Below are 19651 nucleotides of genomic sequence, written 5' to 3'. Positions count from 1 at the left end.
TCAAAACAAAAACTCACCAGGCGACAAACGAGAGGCAAAAACAATGATCACTTCGCGTCAGGCGGCCAAGCCCGTCATGAATTCCGAGGATCGTAACGAGGCGATCCGTTCTCTTTACTTGGAATCGCTCCAGCTGGTCGAGAGACTGCATCGCCGTCTACTTGACGTTGTCAAGGATGAGTTCGATCGCAACGGCCGCAGCGACATCAACGCGATCCAGGCGTTGCTGCTGTTCAACATCGGCAACGCCGAGCTGACCGCCGGTGAACTGCGTTCCCGCGGCTACTATCTCGGCTCGAATGTCTCTTACAACCTCAAGAAGCTGGTCGAGCTCGACTTCATCAACCACCAGCGCTCGCGCATCGACCGTCGCTCGGTCCGCGTCAGTCTGACACCGAAGGGCCAGGAAGTGGCCGAGGTCGTGGCCGGTCTCTACGAGCGCCATGTCGGCTCGATCGAGCAGGTCGGCGGCATCAACACCGACGAATTCAAGCAGATGAACCGGGCCCTGCAGCGCCTCGACCGCTTCTGGAACGACACCATCGCTTACCGGATGTGACACAACGGCCGCCGCTTGTGGCGGGGAGCGGGGCAATAGGGGAACAGGGCAGCGAAGCAGGCATCCCGACCTGTTGCCCTATTGCCCCTCTCTCGCTGCCACAGGCGAGCCTGGCCGAGCCATCCGAAGGAACGACCCTCCAGTCGCTGGGCCGGTTGCAGAAATGCACCGGCCCTTCCTTTTTCTGTAATGTTGCCGGCCGTTGGGGCGGCATAGCCATGTTGCCGCCATATTCGGGTGAAAACCGAAAGCGATCTGTGATGTGCCAGTAGCTGCCTTTATGTGGCCGTCAGCAATCCGGTCGTCGATGCCGCGTTTCGGGCGCGGGCTGTTCCGGGTTATGGTTGGCTAATTGTTAAGCATGGCCGTCATACCGTTGCGGGATATTCTCCTGCCCTTGAAGTTGCGCGAAAATGTCTGGGACGCCCATGAAAACAAGTCGCCGTTTCTTTCTCTCCGGTGCCGGTGCTATCGCCATGGCAGCCTTGTCGGGCGCCGCAAGTGCCCAGGACGTGATCGGTGAGGTGCTCGGCTCGTCGCGCCGCGGCAACTGGGACGACGAGTTCGATGCGCGCGTGACCCAGGGCGGCAAGGTCGCCACCACGCTGCCGATCTTTTCGCCCCAGACGGTCGGCTTCGTCCAGCAGGCCATCGCCCAGTACCAGAACGTCGTCGCCCAGGGCGGCTGGCCCGTCGTGCCGGCGACCAAGAAGCTTCAGCTCGGCGTGGACGATCCCGATGTCGCGATCCTGCGCCAGCGCCTGATGGTGTCCGGCGACCTGTCGCCGCGCGCCGGCATCTCCAACTCGTTCGACACCTATGTCGACGCGGCGCTCAAGCGCTTCCAGGCCCGTCATGGCCTGCCGTCCGACGGCGTCATGGGCCAGTACACCTATGCTGCCATGAATGTCAGCGCCCAGGTGCGCCTCGGCCAGCTCGAGACCAACCTCCAGCGCCTCCAGGCGCAGGCCGGCCAGCTTGGCGAACGCTACGTGAACGTCAACATCCCGGCGGCCCAGATCGAGGCCGTCGAGGGCGACCGCGTCGTGCTCCGCCATACGGCGATCGTCGGCAAGGTCGACCGGCAGACGCCGATCGTTGCCTCGAAGATCAACGAGATCGTCGTCAACCCGTACTGGAATGCGCCGGTCTCGATCGTCCGCAAGGACATCATCCCGCTGATGCGCAAGGATCCCGAGTATCTGACCAAGAGCAAGATCCGCCTCATCGCGCCGGACGGCAGCGAGGTCGATCCGATGACCGTCGACTGGTCGACGGAAGAGGCCGCCAAGTACCTGTTCCGCCAGGATCCGGGCGCCATCAACGCCATGGCGTCGGTGAAGATCAACTTCCCGAGCCCCGATGGCGTCTACATGCACGACACGCCGCAGCAGAGCCTGTTCGACAAGCTGATGCGCTTTGATTCCTCGGGCTGCGTGCGCGTCCAGAACGTCCGCGACCTGGTGACCTGGATCCTCCGCGATACGCCGGGCTGGAGCCGCCAGCATTTCGAGCAGACCATCAAGTCGGGCGAGAACACGCCGGTCCCCGTCACCAATCCGGTGCCGGTCTACTTCACCTACATCTCCGCCTGGTCCACCGGCGATGGCGTCGTCCAGTTCCGCGACGACATCTATGGCCGCGACGGGGTCGACGAACTGCAGATGACCTCGGCGCTCTGAGCCGATCGCCTGGCAATTCGGAAAAGCTGAGAAAAGGCCGCCCCCCCCCCCGGGGCGGCCTTTTTTGCTGTCGGTCCAAATGCGACCACGAAATTTCGCACTTCGCGTGGCGACGCAGGGGCAAGTGTGTTAATGCCCCGCCGAACCTCCACGATGCCCCCACCGGACAGCAAGGATCAATTGCCGATGGCCGTCTCCAAAAACCTCGAATCCTTCTTTGGCACCCCGCTTTCGGAGTCCGATCCGGAGATTTTCGGCTCGATCCGCAATGAGCTCGGTCGCCAGCGCCATGAGATCGAACTGATCGCGTCGGAAAACATCGTTTCCCGCGCCGTTCTCGAGGCGCAGGGCTCGATCATGACCAACAAATATGCCGAGGGTTACCCGGGCAAGCGCTACTACGGCGGCTGCCAGTACGTCGACGTGGCCGAGGAACTCGCCATCGAGCGCGCCAAGAAGCTGTTCGACTGCAAGTTCGCCAACGTCCAGCCCAATTCCGGCAGCCAGATGAACCAGGCCGTGTTCCTGGGCCTGCTGCAGCCGGGCGACACCTTCATGGGCCTCGACCTGAATTCGGGCGGCCACCTGACCCACGGCTCGCCGGTCAACATGTCCGGCAAGTGGTTCAAGGTCGTCTCCTACGGCGTGCGCAAGGACGACCACCTGCTCGACATGGACGAGATCGAGCGCCTGGCCCATGCCCACAACCCCAAGCTCATCCTTGCCGGCGGCACCGCCTATTCGCGTATCTGGGACTGGCAGCGCTTCCGCGAGATCGCCGATTCCATCGGCGCCTATCTGATGGTCGACATGGCCCACATCGCCGGCCTCGTCGCCGGTGGCGTGCACCCGTCGCCGCTGCCGCATGCGCATGTGGTCACCACGACCACGCACAAGTCGCTGCGCGGCCCGCGCGGCGGCATGATCCTCACCAATGACGAGGAAATCGCCAAGAAGATGAATTCGGCGGTGTTCCCCGGCCTGCAGGGCGGCCCGCTGATGCACGTCATCGCCGCCAAGGCCGTGGCCTTCGGCGAGGCGCTGAAGCCCGAATTCAAGACCTACGCCCAGAACGTCGCGGCCAACGCCAAGGCGCTCGCCGAGAGCCTCAAGGAAACCGGCCTCGACATCGTCTCGGGCGGCACCGACAACCACCTGATGCTGGTCGACCTGCGTCCCAAGAACGCCACCGGCAAGCGCGCCGAGGCGGCTCTCGGCCGCGCCAACATCACCTGCAACAAGAACGGCATCCCCTTCGATCCGGAGAAGCCCTTCGTCACCTCCGGTGTCCGTCTCGGCACGCCGGCGGGCACCACCCGCGGCTTCGGCGAAGCCGAGTTCCGCGAGATCGGCCAGCTGATCGCGGAAGTCCTGGACGGGCTCAAGGTTGCGAATTCCGACGAGGGCAACGCTGCGGTTGAAGCTGCCGTCAAGCAGAAGGTCGTCAGTCTGACCGAGCGCTTCCCGCTCTATCCGTATCTGGGTTGAGCCCGAGCGCCCTCGGGCGCGACATCAATGGCGAAGCCCCGTCCCGGCTGCCCGGGATGGGGCTTCTGCTTTTGCGGATCATGCTTTAAGCCTTTCGCGGACGGGATTCGAAGACAAGGCCGAACGATGCGCTGCCCCTATTGCCAGTCTGAAGACACGCAGGTGAAGGACTCGCGTCCCGCCGAGGACGGCGCGGCCATCCGCCGGCGGCGCATCTGCCCGGTATGCGGCGGCCGCTTCACCACCTTCGAGCGCGTGCAACTGCGCGACCTGGTGGTGGTCAAGAAATCGGGCCGCAAGGTTCCCTTCGACCGCGACAAGCTCGCCCGCTCGGTCGAGATCGCCGTGCGCAAGCGCAACGTCGATCCCGAGCGCATCGAGCGCGCCGTCACCGGCATCGTCCGCCAGCTCGAAAGCTCGGGCGAAAGCGAAATCCCCTCCGGCGAGATCGGCCGGCTGGTCATGGAGGCGCTGAAGTCGCTCGACGACGTCGCCTATGTGCGGTTCGCCTCCGTCTACCGCAATTTTCGCGAGGCCAAGGACTTCCACGAGGTGCTCGGCGAACTGAAGGGCGACGAGGACGCCGGCTGAGCCATGCCCGGAACGACCACGCCTGAGCAGGACCGCATCGATCGCCGCTTCATGGCAGCCGCGATCCGTTACGCGCGCCGGCATCTTGGCCTCACTTCGACCAATCCTTCCGTCGGTACGCTGATCGTCCGCGACGACGGCAACGGTCCGGTCATCGTGGGCAGGGGCGTCACTGCCATCGGCGGGCGGCCCCATGCCGAGCCGCAGGCGCTCGCCGAAGCCGGCGAGCTGGCGCGCGGCGCCACCGCCTATGTGACGCTCGAGCCCTGCGCCCATCATGGCCGCACGCCGCCATGCGCCAATGCGCTCGTCAGCGCCGGCATAACGCGCGTCGTCGGCGCGGCCAGCGATCCCGACCCCCGCGTGTCGGGCAACGGCTACGCCATCCTGCGTACCGCCGGCATCGAGGTCAGGGAGCGGGTGCTGGCCGCCGAGGCGGCCGACCAGCTGGCCGGCTACCTGAATCGATCCGTCAACAAGCGGCCGGAAGTGATTCTGAAGCTTGCGCTTTCCGCCGACGGCATGATCGGCCGGCGAGGCGAGGGGCAGATCGAAATCACCGGCGAGGTGGCGCGGCGCCAGGTCCACGTCATGCGCGCCGAATGCGACGCGATCCTGATCGGCATCGGCACGGCAATCGCCGACGATCCCGAGCTCACCGTGCGCCTGCCGGGCCTCAGGACGCGGTCGCCGGCTCGGATCGTGCTCGACAGGCTGACCCGTCTGCCCGCGGCCTCGAAGCTGGCCCGCTCGGCGCTCGACGTGCCCGTGCTGGTGGCCACCTGCGAGGAGGGCGACCCGGCCAACCGGGCCGAGCTCGAACGCGCCGGCGTGAAGTTTCTGGCGACCGAGAGCTATGACGGGCGGGTCGCGCTGCCCGAACTGCTCGAGGACCTGGCCAATCAGGGCATGTCGCGCATCATCGTCGAGGGCGGGGCGGATACGGCGCGCGCGTTCCTCGAGGACGGGCTGGTCGACAGGATCGCGCTGTTCTACGGCCCCGAGGCGATCGGCTCGGACGGCATTGCGGCGCCGATCGGCCGCGACCATATACCGGCAGGGTTCCGGCTGGTGCACGAGGCGCGCTACGCCGAGGACGGCTTCGCCGAATGGATAAGGGATATCTGATGTTCACCGGGATCGTCACCGACGTGGGGACCGTTGCGTCCACCGCTCCGCTCGACCAGGGCGTGCGCCTGCGCATCGATACGGCCTACGATCCCAGGACTATCGACATCGGCGCTTCGATCGCCTGCTCGGGGGTCTGCCTGACCGTCGTCAGGCTGCCGGAAGAGGCGTCCAACGCCCGCTGGTTCGAGGTCGAAGCCTGGGAGGAGGCCTTGCGCCTCACTACCGCGAGCGAGTGGACCGCCGGGCGCCGCATCAACCTCGAACGCGCGCTCAAGATCGGCGACGAGCTTGGCGGGCACATCGTTTCGGGCCATGTCGACGGCATGGCCGAGATCGTTTCGCGCGAGGACGAGGGCGAGGCGGTGCGGTTCCGGCTGGAGGCGCCACGCGAATTGGCGAAGTTCGTCGCGCCCAAGGGTTCGGTTGCCCTCGACGGCACGTCGCTGACAGTCAACAAGGTCGAGGGCACGCGTTTCGACGTGCTGTTGATCCACCATTCGCTGCGGGTGACGACCTGGGGCGAACGCAAGGTCGGCGACCGCATCAACATCGAGGTCGACACCATGGCGCGATATGCGGCGCGGCTCGCCGACGCTGCCCGGGAAGGGCTCTGAGACGACCGCAAGCGGCTTGCGCAAGGCGGCCGGCGGTTTCATGCTCTGGCCCTTAACACTTCGCTTGCGAACTCCCCCGGTTCGGCCTAAGTGACCGGCTCTGCCGGAGATCGAACATGGCCAATGACAAGAAACTGAAGCTCCTCATCGTCGAGGCGCGCTTCTACGACGACCTCGCCGACGCGCTGCTCGACGGCGCCAAGGCCGCGCTCGACGAAGCCGGCGCTTCCTATGACGTGGTCACCGTGCCCGGTGCGCTCGAAATTCCGGCCGTGATCTCCTTTGCCCTCGATGCGGCCGACGACGAGGGCACCCACTATGACGGTTATGTCGCGCTCGGCACCGTCATCCGCGGCGAGACCTATCATTTCGAGATCGTCGCCAACGAATCCGCCCGCGCGCTGATGGATCTCTCGGTCGCCGAGTCGATCGCCGTCGGCAACGGCATCCTGACCACCGAAAACGACGAGCAGGCCTGGGTGCGCGCCCGCCGCGGCGAAGGCGACAAGGGCGGCTTCGCGGCCCGTGCCGCGCTGACCATGATCGCCGTGCGCGAGAAACTGGGAGCCGCCCGATCGTGAGCTCTTCCGAAGACAAGGGCCAGCCGGCCGTCCGCCACGCCAACAAGCGCGGCGCGGCCCGTCTCGCCGCCGTCCAGGCGCTCTACCAGATGGACGTGGCCGGCAGCGGCCTGCTCGAGATCACTGCCGAGTACGAGGCCTTCCGGCTCGGCAAGGAAGTCGACGGCGCGCTCTACCGCGAGGCCGACGCGCAGTGGTTCCGGGCCATCCTGTCCGGCGTGGTCGAGAACCAGAAGACCGTCGATCCGGTGATCCGCCAGGCGCTCACCGAAGACTGGCCGCTGTCGCGCCTCGATTCCACGCTGCGCGCCATTCTGCGCGCCGGCGTCTACGAACTGATGAAGCGCCAGGACGTTCCGGTGGCGGTGATCGTGTCGGAATATGTCGACATCGCCAAGGCCTTCTACGAGGACGACGAGCCCAAGCTCGTCAATGCGGTGCTCGACCGCGTTTCCCGCAAGCTGCGCGGCGAAGGCAAGGGCAAGGACGCGACATGACCGTTGGCGAACGCGAAGCGCGGCGAACTGCCTACATCCTCGCCGCATCGCAAGCCATCATAGGCTCGGCCGCGCCGATCTCCTTCTCGATTGGCGGCCTGGCTGGGTTCTACCTCCTCGGCGAAGACAAGTCGCTGGCGACGCTTCCCATCACTGGCTTCAGCCTGGGCATGGCGCTTGGCGCGCTTCCCGCCGCTGCCATCATCCGCAGCCTAGGCCAGCGCGGCGGCTTCATGTTCGGCACGGCCGTGACGGCCGTCGGCGGCGCCATCGCGACGCTGGCGCTGTTCCGGGCCGAGTTCTGGCTCTTCGTGTTCGGTCTGCTGATGCTTGGCGCCGGCAGTGCCTTCGTCCAGCAGTTCCGCTTCGCCGCGGCCGACAACGCCCCGCCTGAATTCAAGGCCAACGCCATTTCCTTCGTGCTTGCCGGCGGCATCATCACTGCCATCCTCGGCCCGCAGATCGTGATCTTCACCCGCGAGTTGTTCGCGCCGGTGATGTTTGCGGGTTCGTTCGCGGCCATCATCGGGCTCGCCGCGGTCGGCGCCGTCATCCTGTCCTTCCTCCGGGTGACGGAAGGCGCGCACGCGCACCAGGATTCCGCCGCCGCGGACGCCAGGCCGCTCAAGGAGATCGTGACCCAGCCGCGCTTCGCCGCCGCCCTGGTCTGCGCGGTCGGCACCTACACGCTGATGACCTTCGTCATGACCGGCGCGCCGCTCGCCATGGTCGGCTGCGGCTTCTCGCCCGACCAGGCGACGCTCGGCATCTCGTGGCACGTGATGGCCATGTTCGGGCCGAGCTTCTTCACCGGCAGCCTCATCCGGCGCTTCGGCCCCGAGCGCATGGTGGGGTTGGGCATCTTGCTGCTCATCGGCTGCGCCATCGTGGCACTGTCGGGCATCGCGCTCTGGCAGTTCTGGTCGGCCCTGATTCTGCTCGGGCTCGGCTGGAACTTCGGCTTCATCGGCGCGACCGCGATCGTGGCCACCGCCTACCGCCCTTCGGAGAAGGCGAGGGTGCAGGGCTTTCACGATTTCGTGTTGTTCGGTGCCGTGGCGCTGGCCTCCCTGCTGTCGGGTGCGGTCTACAACGCCTATGGCTGGAACATGCTGAACTGGCTGGTTTTCCCGGTTTGCGTGGTCTGCCTCGGCGCCCTGGCCACACTGGCCAAGGCGAGCCGCCGCCAGATGGCCTGACGGGAAATTGGCGGCAGTCCTTGCCGCCGATTAGTTCGAACTTCAAAAAAATATTGCGCGCAAGCCCAATGTAGTGAAAGCGTATGCCCCGACGTAAGGCAGACGGCGTGCTCATATGTAAGCAACGTCCGTCACCGGCCACATCAAAGGGGGGTATCGTGAGCTTCAAGACTATTCTGGCGGTTGCCGGAGTTTCATTCGGCATCGCAACGGGTGCTGCAAGTGCGCAGGTGGTCGTCTCGTCCAAGATCGACACCGAGGGCGGCGTGCTGGGCAACATCATCCAGTCGGTTCTCAACGCCAACGACATCGCCACGACCGACCGCATCCAGCTCGGTGCGACGCCGGTCGTCCGCAAGGCGATTGCCGCGGGCGAGATCGACATCTATCCGGAGTATACCGGCAATGCCGGCTTCTTCTTCGAGAAGGCGGATGATCCGGTCTGGAAGGATGCCGCCAAGGGCTACGAGACCGCCAAGAAGCTCGACTACGATGCCAACAAGATCGTCTGGCTCTCGCCGGCACCGGCCAACAACACCTGGGCGATTGCGCTGCGCAAGGACGTGACCGAGCCGAACAAGCTCGCCACCCTCAGCGACTTCGGCAAATACGTCTCCGGCGGCGGCAATGTGGTGCTGGCGGCATCCGCCGAGTTCGTCAATTCGGCGGCCGCGCTGCCTGCCTTCCAGACGACCTACGGCTTCACCCTCAAGCCGGAGCAGCTGATCACGCTGTCCGGCGGCGACACCGCCGCCACCATTGCCGCAGCCGCCAACCAGACCAACGGTGCCAACGCCGCCATGGTCTACGGCACCGACGGCGGCATTGCCCCCTCCGGCCTCGTCGTGCTCACGGACGACAAGGGCGTGCAGCCGGTCTACCAGCCGGCGCCGATCGTTCGCGAGGCGGTGCTCAAGCAGCATCCGGAGATCGAGACCCTGCTGAAGCCCGTGTTCGAGAAGCTCGACCTCGTCACGCTCCAGGAGCTGAACGGCCGCGTCCAGGTAGGCGGCGAGCCTGCCAAGGCAGTCGCCGAGGATTTCCTGAAGAAGAACGGCTTTCTGAAGTAAGCTCCTGCGGCGCGCCTCGGCTGTCGGGGCGCGCCACAGGCAGCGGGGACGCATCTCGGCCGTGAGCATCAGATTTGACAAGCTTGGCGTGGTGATCGCCGCGATCGCCGCCTATGGCGCCTTGGTTGCGCCATTCGCCACGTTTCGCGCCAACCGTATCGTCGCCGGCGAACCCCGGTCGATACTCGAGGCGCTGCCGCAGCCCTTTGGCTTGCTGCTTCTCGCCATTTTGGTTGTGTCGGGGCTGATTGCGCTGTTGCGAACGCCGCTCGTGATCAGGCTGGCCGCAAGTGTCGACGCTCTTGTGATGCTCGCGGCTCTGATCGGTGTCGCCGGGGCGTTCCTCACACCTGAGGGCAACACGTTTGCCCGCATCTCGCCGGCCTCCGGATTCTGGATTTTGGTCTTTGCGTTCACGCTGCTGCTGGCCGACGGCCTCACGAGGCTGCAGTTGTCGCCGGCGGGGCGCGTCGCGGTCCTTGCGGCCGCCGCGATGGCGGTCTGGTTGCTGCTCGCGTCCGGGGCCTGGAACGATCTGTCGCTCCTCAAGGAATATGCCAACCGCGCCGACAGCTTCTGGATCGAGGCCAGGCGTCATGTCACCCTGGCTCTCGGCTCGCTCGTCGGCGCCGTGGTCATCGGCCTGCCGCTCGGCGTCCTCAGTCACCGCGTCGAATGGCTCAGGGCAGGGGTGCTCAATACGCTCAACATCATCCAGACCATCCCATCCATCGCCCTGTTCGGCATCCTGATCGCCCCGCTGGGCTGGGTGGCGGCCAATATCCCGGGCGCGGCCGCCATCGGCATTCGCGGCATAGGCGTGGCGCCGGCCTTCGTCGCGCTGTTCCTCTATTCGCTGCTGCCGGTGGTCGCCAACACGGTCGTCGGGCTGGCGGGAGTCCCGCGCGCCGCCAACGATGCCGCCCGCGGCACCGGCATGACCGACTGGCAGCGCCTGAAAGGCGTCGAGTTCCCGCTCGCCTTTCCGGTGATCCTGACCGGCATCCGCATCGTTCTGGTCCAGAACATCGGGCTCGCCACCATCGCCGCGCTCATCGGCGGCGGCGGCTTCGGCGTCTTCGTCTTCCAGGGCGTCGGCCAGACGGCGATGGACCTGGTGCTGCTCGGAGCGGTGCCGACGGTCGCGCTGGCCTTCGCCGCGGCAATCATTCTCGACGCGGTCATCGAAACGGCCGCGACAGGCAGACCCGTGGCGGAGGCCGCATGATCGAAATCGAACATGTCACCAAGCGATACGGCGACGTGACCGTCGTCGACGACGTGTCGATGGTCATCGAGCCGCGCACGATTACGGTGATCGTCGGCACGTCCGGCTCGGGCAAGACCACGCTCCTGCGCATGATCAACCGCCTGGTCGAACAGACGTCGGGAGCGATCAGGCTGGACGGGCTCGACAACCGTTCGGTGCCGGGCCCGCAGCTGCGCCGCAGCATCGGCTACGCCATTCAGGGGCACGGCCTGTTTCCGCACCGGACGGTGGCGCAGAACATCGCCACGGTGCCCGTGCTGCTCGGCTGGGACGCGGCACGCACCAAGGCGCGGGTCGACGAGCTGCTGGCGCTCTTCCAGCTCGATCCCGCGGCCTTCGGGCCGCGCTATCCGCACGAGCTGTCGGGCGGCCAGCAGCAGCGCGTCGGCGTTGCCCGCGCACTCGCCGCCGAGCCCAACGTGCTTCTGATGGATGAGCCCTTCGGCGCGCTCGACCCCATCATCCGCACCAAGGCGCAGGACGACCTGCTTGCCATCCAGAAGCGCTTCGGCACCACCATCGTGCTCGTCACGCACGACATGGAGGAGGCCGTCCACCTCGGCGACCGCATCGCCGTCATGGATGCCGGCCGCCTGGTCCAGTACGCCGGGCCGGCGGAAATCCTTGCCCGGCCTGCCAACGATTTCGTCGAGACGCTGATCGGCACCAGCGACCGGCCCTTCAAGCTGCTTTCGCTGGGATCCGTCGACGAGGCCATCGAGCCGGGGCAGGCGGAGGGCGAAGCCATCGGCGCCGACGCGACGCAGCGCGACGCCCTGGCAAAGCTGTTGTGGTCCGGCCGTTCCGAAATGCCGGTGACCGATGGCGACGGCAAGGCCATCGGCCGGGTGACGGTCGACGGGCTGGTCAAGCGCGCCGCGAGGCCCGCATGAGGGCGTGGATCCCCACGGTCCTGCGACTGGCGCTGCTGGTCCTGCTGGTGGCGTTCCTCGCCAATCCGGCCTGGTTCGAGCCGGTGTTCAAGCCGCTGACGCAGAACGGCGCGCCGGCGATCTACAACCAGGGCAGCCTGCTGTCGCTGGCGCTTCTGCACCTGCGGACAGTGGCGATCGCCACGGCCGCGGCGATCGTCGTAGCCGTTTCGCTCGCCATCCTGGTGACGCGCCCCGCCGGAGCCGAGTTCCTGCCGCTGTCGCGCAGCCTGGTGAACATCGGGCAGACCTTTCCCCCGGTCGCGGTGCTGGCGCTCGCCGTTCCGGCCGTCGGCTTCGGCGAGAAGCCGACGCTGATCGCGCTTTTCCTCTATGGGCTTTTGCCGATCTTCGAGAACACGCTGACGGGGCTCACCACCACGCCGGCCAACGTCGTCGAGGCAGCGCGCGGCGCCGGCATGACCGGCTGGCAGCGCCTCGTCCAGATCGAGCTGCCGCTGAGCGTTCCGGTGATCCTGGCCGGCATCCGGCTGTCGGTCGTCATCAGCCTGGCGACGGCGACCATCGGCTCGACGGTCGCCGCAAAAACCGTGGGCGAAGTCATCATCGCGGGGCTGCAGTCCAACAACCTCGCCTTCGTCCTGCAGGGCGGGCTGATCGTGGCAGCCCTTGCCGTGCTGATCTATGACGTGCTGTCGGCTCTGGAGCGCATCGCAGCCAGGCGCATGGGGCTGGCGACGCAATCCTGATCCCTTGCTAGCGGCCGCGCACCGGATGGTCGAGCGTGATCTCGAGCCGGATTGCACCGCCTTCCACGACCCAGCGGCGGCGCAGCACGGCGAAATCATGGCTGCCCGCGCCCGACGCGATCGAGACCACGTCGCCGGTCTGGCATTCCGACATAAGCTTCAGCGCGCCAATGGCCGCGTCCAGCCCGAGCTTTCCGGCGTACATCCTGGCCGAACCGGTCAGCACCAGCTGGACCGGCTGGCCTGTTGCGCCGCCCGCGAGACTCGGTGATTGATCTGGTCGATGCCCCGATCCGTCATTCGAAGGAATTCTGGCCATGATTTGGCGTCTCTCCAAGATCGTCATGTGTCTCTGCCTCGCAGCTTTCGCCTTTCTCGTGGCGTTCGGCAATATCACCGACTACGGCTCCAACTTCGCATTCGTCCAGCACGTTCTGAGCATGGACACGACCTTTCCCGGCAATGCGCTGATGTATCGCTCGATCACCAACCCGACCCTCTGGAGCGTCGGCTACTGGATGATCATCTTCGGCGAGGCGTTGACCTTCGTGCTCTTCCTCGTCGCCGCGCTGAAGCTCTGGCAGCAGCGCAATGGGTCCGGACAGGAATTCAACGACGCCAAGGGTTTTGTCGCGCTTGGCGCCACCATGGGTTTTCTCGTCTGGTTCTTCGGCTTCATGGTGGTCGGCGGCGAATGGTTCGCCATGTGGCAGTCAAGCACCTGGAATGGCCAGGACGCGGCCTTCAAGTTCTACATGACGATGCTGGCGGTGCTGATCTACGTCAACCAGCCCGACCGCGACCTGGCCTGAGGCGCTTTTTGATTTTCGCCGGGCCTTTCGAAGCGGCTTGGCGAAAGCCGGGACAAAAGCTTGGCGATATCTTGACGTCCTTGGCCCTGTTTCGGATTGTCGCACCGGGGGCCGGCACCAGCACATAGGCTGCCGGTCTCGTTCACTTAGCCCGGGGAGGGGATATCCGGGCGCAATCAGGGAAGAGAATTGGCAATGACAATGCTTTACGTCGTCATCGCCTGCGGCTTGCTATCTGTCCTTTACGCCATCTGGGCGACGCAGTCGGTGCTTGCATCCGACCAGGGCAGTGCACGCATGCAGGAAATCTCTGCTGCCATCCGTGAAGGTGCGCAGGCATATCTGGCGCGCCAGTACACGACCATCGCCATCGTCGGCGTCGTCGTGTTCCTGCTCGCCTGGTGGCTGCTTTCCGGCACCGCGGCGATCGGCTTTTTGATTGGTGCAGTCCTGTCCGGGACTGCGGGTTTCATCGGCATGCACGTCTCGGTTCGCGCCAATGTGCGCACCGCCCAGGCAGCCTCCAACAGCCTGGCCGCCGGCCTCGACATCGCCTTCAAGTCGGGCGCCATCACCGGCCTGCTCGTCGCCGGCCTCGCCCTGCTCGGCGTGTCCGTTTACTACTGGGTCCTCACCGGGCCGATGGGGCTCGCGCCCAACGACCGCATGGTCGTCGACTCGCTGGTGGCGCTCGGCTTCGGCGCCTCGCTGATCTCGATCTTCGCGCGTCTCGGCGGCGGCATCTTCACCAAGGGTGCGGACGTCGGCGGCGATCTCGTCGGCAAGGTCGAAGCGGGCATTCCGGAGGACGATCCGCGCAATCCGGCGACGATTGCCGACAACGTCGGCGACAATGTCGGCGACTGCGCCGGCATGGCGGCCGACCTGTTCGAGACCTACGCGGTGACGGTCGTCGCCACCATGGTTCTCGGCGCCATCTTCTTCGCCGGCTCGGCGGTGCTTTCGAGCGTGATGCTCTATCCGCTCGCCATCTGCGGCGCCTGCATCATCACCTCGATCGCGGGCACGTTCTTCGTCAAGCTCGGCTCCAACGGCTCGATCATGGGCGCCCTCTACAAGGGCCTGATCGTCACCGGCCTGCTGTCGATACTGGGCCTCGGCGCCGCCACGTCGCTCACCATCGGCTGGGGCGAGGTCGGCCTGGCCAATGGCGTCGTTGTCACGGGCTGGAACCTCTTCATCTGCGGGCTCATCGGCCTCCTGGTGACCGGCCTGATCGTGGTCATCACCGAATACTACACCGGCACCAACAAGCGTCCCGTCAATTCGATCGCCCAGGCGTCGGTCACCGGTCACGGCACCAACGTCATCCAGGGTCTCGCCGTTTCGCTCGAATCGACGGCGCTGCCGGCGATCGTCATCGTCGGCGGCATCATCGCCACCTTCCAGATCGCCGGCCTGTTCGGCACCGCGATCGCCGTCACCACCATGCTCGGGCTCGCCGGCATGATCGTGGCGCTCGACGCCTTCGGCCCGGTCACCGACAATGCCGGCGGCATCGCCGAGATGTCCGGCCTGCCGAAGGAAGTGCGTCAGTCGACCGACGCGCTCGACGCCGTCGGCAACACCACCAAGGCGGTGACCAAGGGCTATGCCATCGGTTCCGCCGGCCTCGGCGCGCTGGTGCTGTTCGCAGCCTACAGCTACGACCTGCAGTACTTCGCGGCCAACAGTGCGCAGTTCCCGTACTTCGCCGACATCGGCACGGTCTCCTTCGACCTGTCGAACCCCTACGTCGTCGCAGGTCTGATCTTCGGCGGCCTGATCCCGTATCTGTTCGGCGGCATCGCCATGACCGCCGTCGGACGCGCGGCCGGGGCGATCGTCGAGGAAGTGCGCAAGCAGTTCCGCGAGAATCCCGGCATCATGCAGGGGACCTCCAAGCCGAACTACGCCCGCGCCGTCGATCTGCTCACCAAGGCTGCGATCAAGGAGATGATCATCCCGTCGCTGCTGCCGGTGCTGGCGCCGCTGGTCGTCTATTTCGGCGTGCTCCTGATCTCCGGCTCCAAGGCGTCGGCCTTCGCCGCCCTCGGCGCATCGCTGCTTGGCGTCATCGTCAACGGCCTGTTCGTGGCGATCTCGATGACCTCCGGCGGCGGCGCCTGGGACAACGCCAAGAAGTCCTTCGAGGACGGCTTCACCGACAAGGATGGCGTCAAGCACATGAAGGGTTCCGAAGCCCACAAGGCGTCGGTCACCGGCGACACCGTCGGCGATCCCTACAAGGACACGGCCGGGCCGGCCGTGAACCCGGCGATCAAGATCACCAACATCGTGGCATTGCTGCTGTTGGCCGTCCTGGCGCATAGCTGAGCCACGCCCCTTCGGGGACCTGGCAAGGAAAAAGACCCCGTCCGCGTCGCGCGGGCGGGGTTTTTCATGCGTGCAAGAGCAAAGAAAAACCCGCGAGATTGCTCCCGCGGGTCTTGTTGCCTGAGATTTCTGGAGCCCTGACGGCCGATCAGCTGCCGCCGAAGATGCTGCTGGCAGCGCTCGAACCCATCTTGCCGGCACCCGAGAGCAGCTGGCCGAGGAAGTTCTGGTCCTTGCCGCCGGTCGGCGTCGTGCGCGTGATGAAATCGAAGACCTTGCCGTCCTGCAGGCCGTAATTGGCGATCTGGGAGACGCGGCCGTCGGTGCCGAAATAGACGGCCAGCACGCGCTGGTCGACGAGCTTCGGCTTGGCGAAGGCGACGGCGCGCTTGCGAGTCTGGGAGATGTAATAGAACACCTCGTTGTCGAAGGTGGCGGTGGTCGAAGGCGTGCCCAGCGCCAGCAGCACCTGTTCGCGGCTCGAGCCGACTGGCACGGAGTCGATCGACTGCTGGTCGATGACGTAGCCCTGGGTCAATGTCTCGCCCGGGTTAAGGTCACCGAAGGTCTTCGAGGTGTTGCACGCCGAAAGCACGACGGCAGCCGCGACAAGCGACGCGGCACCGGCCGGCCGCAGCGAAAATGGCATCTTGAATTTCAGCGACTGCAACAACAACTCCATCCTGTCGTGCCAGGGCCCTGGCTTGCGCGAAGCCGCAAAACCGGTAAACCAGCTTGCGCGCCGATGCAACAAGGCCACCTAGCGAAACGGGTCCCCGGGAGACCGCCCTCTCATGTTCCAGCGTCTGTTTGGCCGTCAACGCCAAGCCAACCGCGCCATCACGGACGCGCTCTATACACGAATCGTGGCGGCGGCGCGGCAGGAGCCGCTTTATTCTGCGTGGAACGTGCCGGACACGCCGCTCGGGCGCTTCGAGATGCTGTCGCTGCACATGTTTCTGTTCCAGCACCGCCTGCGCGGCGAACAGGGGCCTCCGGCCGAGATCGCGCAATTGCTGATCGACGAGTTTTTTCTCGACGTCGACCACTCGCTGCGCGAACTTGGAATCAGCGACGTCGGCGTGCCAAAGCGGATGAAGAAGCTGGCTAAGATGTTCTATGGCCGCACCGAGGCCTACAGGGCGGCGGTCGAGGGCAGCGACAGGGCAGGATTGGCCGCGGCGCTCGCGCGCAATGTCCGCCCGGAAGACGCAAGCTGGCCCGAGGCCTCCGCGCTGGCGGACTATGTGCTGGGGGCAGATGTTTTCCTCAAGGCGCAGCAGACCAGCGACATCTGCGCCGGCAGGCTCGAATACCCGGCGCCCAAGGCGGCCTGAAGGAGGCCATCCATGAAACACCTCCAGACCCACAGCCCGGTCTCGTTCACCGTCAATGTTGCGCGCCTGCCGCAGAAGGGCATGTCGGTGGTCATCGAGGCCGATGCGGCGCAGCGCGAAGCCCTGGCCGAGGCGCATGGCCTGCTTTCGGTCGAGCGCTACCGCGCCGAGCTTCTCGTCACAAGCTGGAAGCGCAACGGGGTCAAGGTCCGCGGCCGCGTCGAGGCGGCGATCACCCAGGCCTGCATCGTCACCATGGAGCCGCTCGACGCGAAGATCGACGAAGAGGTCGAAGGCGTCTTCCTGCCGCAGGATTCCAAGCTCGGTCGCGAGGGTTTCCATGTCGGCGGTGAGATCCTCCTCGATGCCGAGGGGCCGGATAGCCCCGAAACCTTCGAGGGCGACAGCATCGACGTCGGCGCGCTGGCCGAGGAGTTCTTCGGCCTCGGCATCGATCCTTACCCGCGCAAGAAGGGCGCCACGATGACCGCCGCGACCGACGAAGACGGCGGGCCGGTCGAGAGCGAGTTCCAGAAAAAGCTGCGTTTGATTGCCAAGAAACTTTGAAATCGATTTTCGATTCGCGTAATCCGGTTGTACGGCGATCCAAAACCGCTATTTTCCGCCCGGGTTTATGCGTGCCCCGCTACGCCAACAGTGAGATGACCGACGCGTGATCAGGATTTCAGTTGATGCCATGGGAGGCGATCACGGACCCTCCGTGGTCATCCCCGCTCTGGCCAAGGTCGCCGTCCGGCGCAGCGACGTTCGTTTCATCATCTACGGTCGCGAGGAGGCGGTTCGCCCCGAACTCGCCAAGCATCCGCGGCTGGCCGCGGTCAGCGAGTTCCACCACAGCGAGGTCGCCGTCCGCATGGACGACAAGCCGAGCCAGGCGCTGCGCCACGGCCGCTGGAAGTCGTCGATGTGGAAGGCCATCGAGGCGGTGAAGTCGGGCACGTCCGACGCCTGCGTGTCCGCCGGCAACACCGGCGCGCTGATGGCCATGTCGAAATTCTGCCTGCGGACCATGGCGACCATCGATCGCCCGGCCATCGCCGCGCTGTGGCCGACCACGCGCGGCGAGAGCGTCGTGCTCGATGTCGGCGCCACGATCGGCGCGGACGCCCATCAGCTGATCGACTTCGCCATTCTGGGAACCGGCATGGCCCGGGCGCTGTTCGGGATCGAGCGGCCTTCGGTCGGGCTGCTCAATGTCGGCGTCGAGGAGATCAAGGGACAGGAAGAGGTCAAGGAAGCCGGGCGCATGCTGCGCGAGGCCAACATGGCTTCCATGAGCTATCAGGGTTTCGTCGAGGGCGACGACATCGGCAAGGGCGCGACGGACGTCGTGGTGACCGAGGGTTTCTCCGGCAACATCGCGCTGAAGACCGCCGAGGGAACTGCGCGCCAGATCGCCGGTTACCTCCGCGAGGCGATGAGCCGCACGCTGATGGCCAAGATCGGCTACATATTCGCCAAGGGCGCGTTCGACCGGCTGCGCGAGAAGATGGACGTGCGCCGTGCCAACGGTGGCGTGTTCCTTGGCCTGAACGGCGTGGTGGTGAAGAGCCATGGCGGTGCCGACGCGGATGGTTTCGCGGCAGCGATAGAGATGGCGTACGATATGGTTCGCAACCGGCTGCTCGACCGCATCGAGGCCGATCTCGACCTGTTTCATGCACGCAACCCGCATGCAGCGATGGGACGATCCAGCGCCGCGGTTGAAGAACAGGAATAGGACTTGTCGAAGTGATCAGATCAGTTGTGCGCGGCATCGGCTCGGCGTTGCCCCGCCGCATCATGAAGAACACCGATTTCGAAGGCGTGGTCGAAACCTCGGACGAGTGGATCGTCCAGCGCACCGGCATTCGCCAGCGTCATATCGCCGCCGACGACGAGACGACGGCGTCGCTGGGCGAAGCCGCCGCGCGCGCCGCGCTCGCCAATGCCGGGCTGACGCCCGATGACATCGACCTGATCGTGCTGGCGACATCCACGCCGAACAACACGTTCCCGGCGACCGCCGTCGAGATCCAGAACCGGCTCGGCATGCGGCACGGATTCGCCTTTGACATGCAGGCCGTCTGCAGCGGCTTCGTCTATGCGGTCACGACCGCCGATCTCTACATCAAGGGCGGCCTGGCCAAGCGCGTGCTGGTGATCGGGTCGGAGACCTTCTCGCGCATCCTCGACTGGAACGACCGCTCGACCTGCGTCCTTTTCGGCGACGGCGCCGGCGCGCTCGTGCTCGAAGCCCAGCATGGCGAGGGGACGATTGCCGATCGCGGCGTGCTTGCCGCCAGCCTGCGTTCGGACGGCACCCATAAGGACAAGCTGTTCGTCGACGGCGGCCCTTCGACAACCGGCACCGTCGGCCATCTCAAGATGGAGGGCCGCGAGGTCTTCAAGCACGCCGTGGGCATGATCACGGACGTGATCGAGGATGTCTTCGCCCAGGCCAGCATCTCTGCCGACGACCTCGACTGGTTCGTGCCGCATCAGGCCAACAAGCGAATCATCGACGCTTCCGCCAAGAAGCTCGGCATCGCCGAGGAGAAGGCGGTCGTCACCGTCCATCTGCACGGCAACACCTCCGCCGCCTCGGTTCCGCTGGCGCTTTCGGCGGCCGTCGCGGACGGCCGCATCAAGAAGGGCGACCTCGTGATGCTCGAGGCCATGGGCGGGGGCTTCACCTGGGGCGCGGTTCTGCTGCGCTGGTGATTCCCGATGGCGCAAGCGCCATCCCGCAGCTCGCGTGCGCCGGCTGCGGTTCGGTTCTTGACCTTGACGGATCAATTACTTAACCTCCGGCGCGTTTGCGAAATTGTAGTTTTGAGG

21 protein-coding genes are annotated in these 19651 nt (G+C 65.7%); 19 read left to right on the top strand and 2 right to left on the bottom strand.

The features are described 5' to 3' along the window. The first annotated feature begins 43 nt into the window (after positions 1-43). The 13 genes from PV773_RS13670 (at position 44) to PV773_RS13610 (ending at position 12324) form a co-directional block, all read left to right on the top strand. A complete protein-coding gene (locus tag PV773_RS13670; protein ID WP_347966861.1) occupies positions 44-559 on the top strand; it encodes a winged helix DNA-binding protein in 516 nt (171 codons plus the stop codon). Between the two features lie 428 nt (positions 560-987). Then, positions 988-2241: a L,D-transpeptidase family protein gene (locus tag PV773_RS13665; RefSeq protein ID WP_347966860.1), complete on the top strand. Its 1254-nt coding sequence runs from the start codon at positions 988-990 to the stop codon at positions 2239-2241. A 186-nt stretch (positions 2242-2427) separates the two neighbouring features. Next, positions 2428-3729: a serine hydroxymethyltransferase gene (glyA, locus tag PV773_RS13660; RefSeq protein ID WP_347966859.1), complete on the top strand. Its 1302-nt coding sequence runs from the start codon at positions 2428-2430 to the stop codon at positions 3727-3729. A 126-nt stretch (positions 3730-3855) separates the two neighbouring features. Next, the gene (gene nrdR / locus PV773_RS13655; protein ID WP_340037695.1) at positions 3856-4320 is read left to right on the top strand and encodes a transcriptional regulator NrdR; all 465 of its coding nucleotides are present in this window, start codon (positions 3856-3858) and stop codon (positions 4318-4320) included. Positions 4321-4323: 3 nt separating this feature from the next. Continuing rightward, entirely contained in the window at positions 4324-5448 is a 1125-nt protein-coding gene (gene ribD / locus PV773_RS13650) for a bifunctional diaminohydroxyphosphoribosylaminopyrimidine deaminase/5-amino-6-(5-phosphoribosylamino)uracil reductase RibD (protein WP_347966858.1), read from the top strand. Beyond that, entirely contained in the window at positions 5448-6065 is a 618-nt protein-coding gene (locus PV773_RS13645; protein WP_347966894.1) for a riboflavin synthase, read from the top strand. Before ribD ends, PV773_RS13645 begins: the two co-directional genes overlap by 1 nt. A gap of 116 nt (positions 6066-6181) precedes the next feature. Next, a complete protein-coding gene (gene ribH, locus PV773_RS13640) occupies positions 6182-6646 on the top strand; it encodes a 6,7-dimethyl-8-ribityllumazine synthase (RefSeq protein ID WP_347966857.1) in 465 nt (154 codons plus the stop codon). Continuing rightward, positions 6643-7143, top strand: a complete 501-nt coding sequence (gene nusB / locus PV773_RS13635) for a transcription antitermination factor NusB (RefSeq protein ID WP_347966856.1) — start codon at positions 6643-6645, stop codon at positions 7141-7143. Before ribH ends, nusB begins: the two co-directional genes overlap by 4 nt. Continuing rightward, positions 7140-8342: an MFS transporter gene (locus PV773_RS13630; protein WP_347966855.1), complete on the top strand. Its 1203-nt coding sequence runs from the start codon at positions 7140-7142 to the stop codon at positions 8340-8342. Before nusB ends, PV773_RS13630 begins: the two co-directional genes overlap by 4 nt. Positions 8343-8515: 173 nt before the next feature. Then, on the top strand, positions 8516-9412 hold the full coding sequence (locus PV773_RS13625) for an ABC transporter substrate-binding protein (protein WP_347966893.1): 897 nt from the start codon (positions 8516-8518) through the stop codon (positions 9410-9412). Positions 9413-9473: 61 nt separating this feature from the next. Beyond that, the gene (locus PV773_RS13620) at positions 9474-10640 is read left to right on the top strand and encodes an ABC transporter permease (RefSeq protein WP_347966854.1); all 1167 of its coding nucleotides are present in this window, start codon (positions 9474-9476) and stop codon (positions 10638-10640) included. Then, a complete protein-coding gene (locus PV773_RS13615; RefSeq protein ID WP_347966853.1) occupies positions 10637-11575 on the top strand; it encodes an ABC transporter ATP-binding protein in 939 nt (312 codons plus the stop codon). Before PV773_RS13620 ends, PV773_RS13615 begins: the two co-directional genes overlap by 4 nt. Beyond that, entirely contained in the window at positions 11572-12324 is a 753-nt protein-coding gene (locus PV773_RS13610; protein WP_347966852.1) for an ABC transporter permease, read from the top strand. Before PV773_RS13615 ends, PV773_RS13610 begins: the two co-directional genes overlap by 4 nt. Positions 12325-12331: 7 nt before the next feature. On the opposite strand, the gene PV773_RS13605 is transcribed toward PV773_RS13610, so the two are convergent. Then, positions 12332-12643 carry a hypothetical protein gene (locus PV773_RS13605; protein ID WP_347966851.1) on the bottom strand — a complete coding sequence of 104 codons (312 nt, stop codon included), beginning with the start codon at positions 12641-12643 and terminating at the stop codon, positions 12332-12334. Between PV773_RS13605 and PV773_RS13600 the strand changes: the two genes are divergently transcribed. Further along, a complete protein-coding gene (locus PV773_RS13600) occupies positions 12642-13136 on the top strand; it encodes a DUF2165 domain-containing protein (RefSeq protein ID WP_347966850.1) in 495 nt (164 codons plus the stop codon). The two genes, PV773_RS13605 and PV773_RS13600, sit on opposite strands and share 2 nt — an antisense overlap. Before the next feature lie 195 nt (positions 13137-13331). Next, positions 13332-15473, top strand: coding sequence for a sodium-translocating pyrophosphatase (locus PV773_RS13595; RefSeq protein ID WP_347966849.1), 2142 nt, complete (start codon positions 13332-13334; stop codon positions 15471-15473). Positions 15474-15621: 148 nt separating this feature from the next. Here PV773_RS13595 and PV773_RS13590 read toward each other — a convergent pair whose 3' ends face one another. Beyond that, positions 15622-16143, bottom strand: coding sequence for an outer membrane protein assembly factor BamE (locus PV773_RS13590; protein ID WP_347966848.1), 522 nt, complete (start codon positions 16141-16143; stop codon positions 15622-15624). Between the two features lie 124 nt (positions 16144-16267). On the opposite strand from PV773_RS13590, the gene PV773_RS13585 reads away from it, so the two are divergent. From PV773_RS13585 to PV773_RS13570, 4 genes are all read left to right on the top strand, one after another. Further along, positions 16268-16810 carry a ubiquinol-cytochrome C chaperone family protein gene (locus PV773_RS13585; RefSeq protein ID WP_347966847.1) on the top strand — a complete coding sequence of 181 codons (543 nt, stop codon included), beginning with the start codon at positions 16268-16270 and terminating at the stop codon, positions 16808-16810. 12 nt (positions 16811-16822) lie between these two features. After that, the gene (locus tag PV773_RS13580; protein WP_347966846.1) at positions 16823-17377 is read left to right on the top strand and encodes a DUF177 domain-containing protein; all 555 of its coding nucleotides are present in this window, start codon (positions 16823-16825) and stop codon (positions 17375-17377) included. Positions 17378-17483: 106 nt separating this feature from the next. Beyond that, positions 17484-18551, top strand: coding sequence for a phosphate acyltransferase PlsX (gene plsX, locus PV773_RS13575; protein WP_347966845.1), 1068 nt, complete (start codon positions 17484-17486; stop codon positions 18549-18551). An 11-nt stretch (positions 18552-18562) separates the two neighbouring features. Continuing rightward, the gene (locus tag PV773_RS13570) at positions 18563-19534 is read left to right on the top strand and encodes a beta-ketoacyl-ACP synthase III (RefSeq protein WP_347966844.1); all 972 of its coding nucleotides are present in this window, start codon (positions 18563-18565) and stop codon (positions 19532-19534) included. Positions 19535-19651: the final 117 nt, after the last annotated feature.

It is taken from the genome of Mesorhizobium sp. CC13, assembly GCF_039907765.1.
GTDB lineage: Bacteria > Pseudomonadota > Alphaproteobacteria > Rhizobiales > Rhizobiaceae > Aminobacter.
The sequence above is the reverse complement of the archived record's forward strand: the minus strand, read 5'-3'. Positions and strand labels throughout refer to the sequence as shown.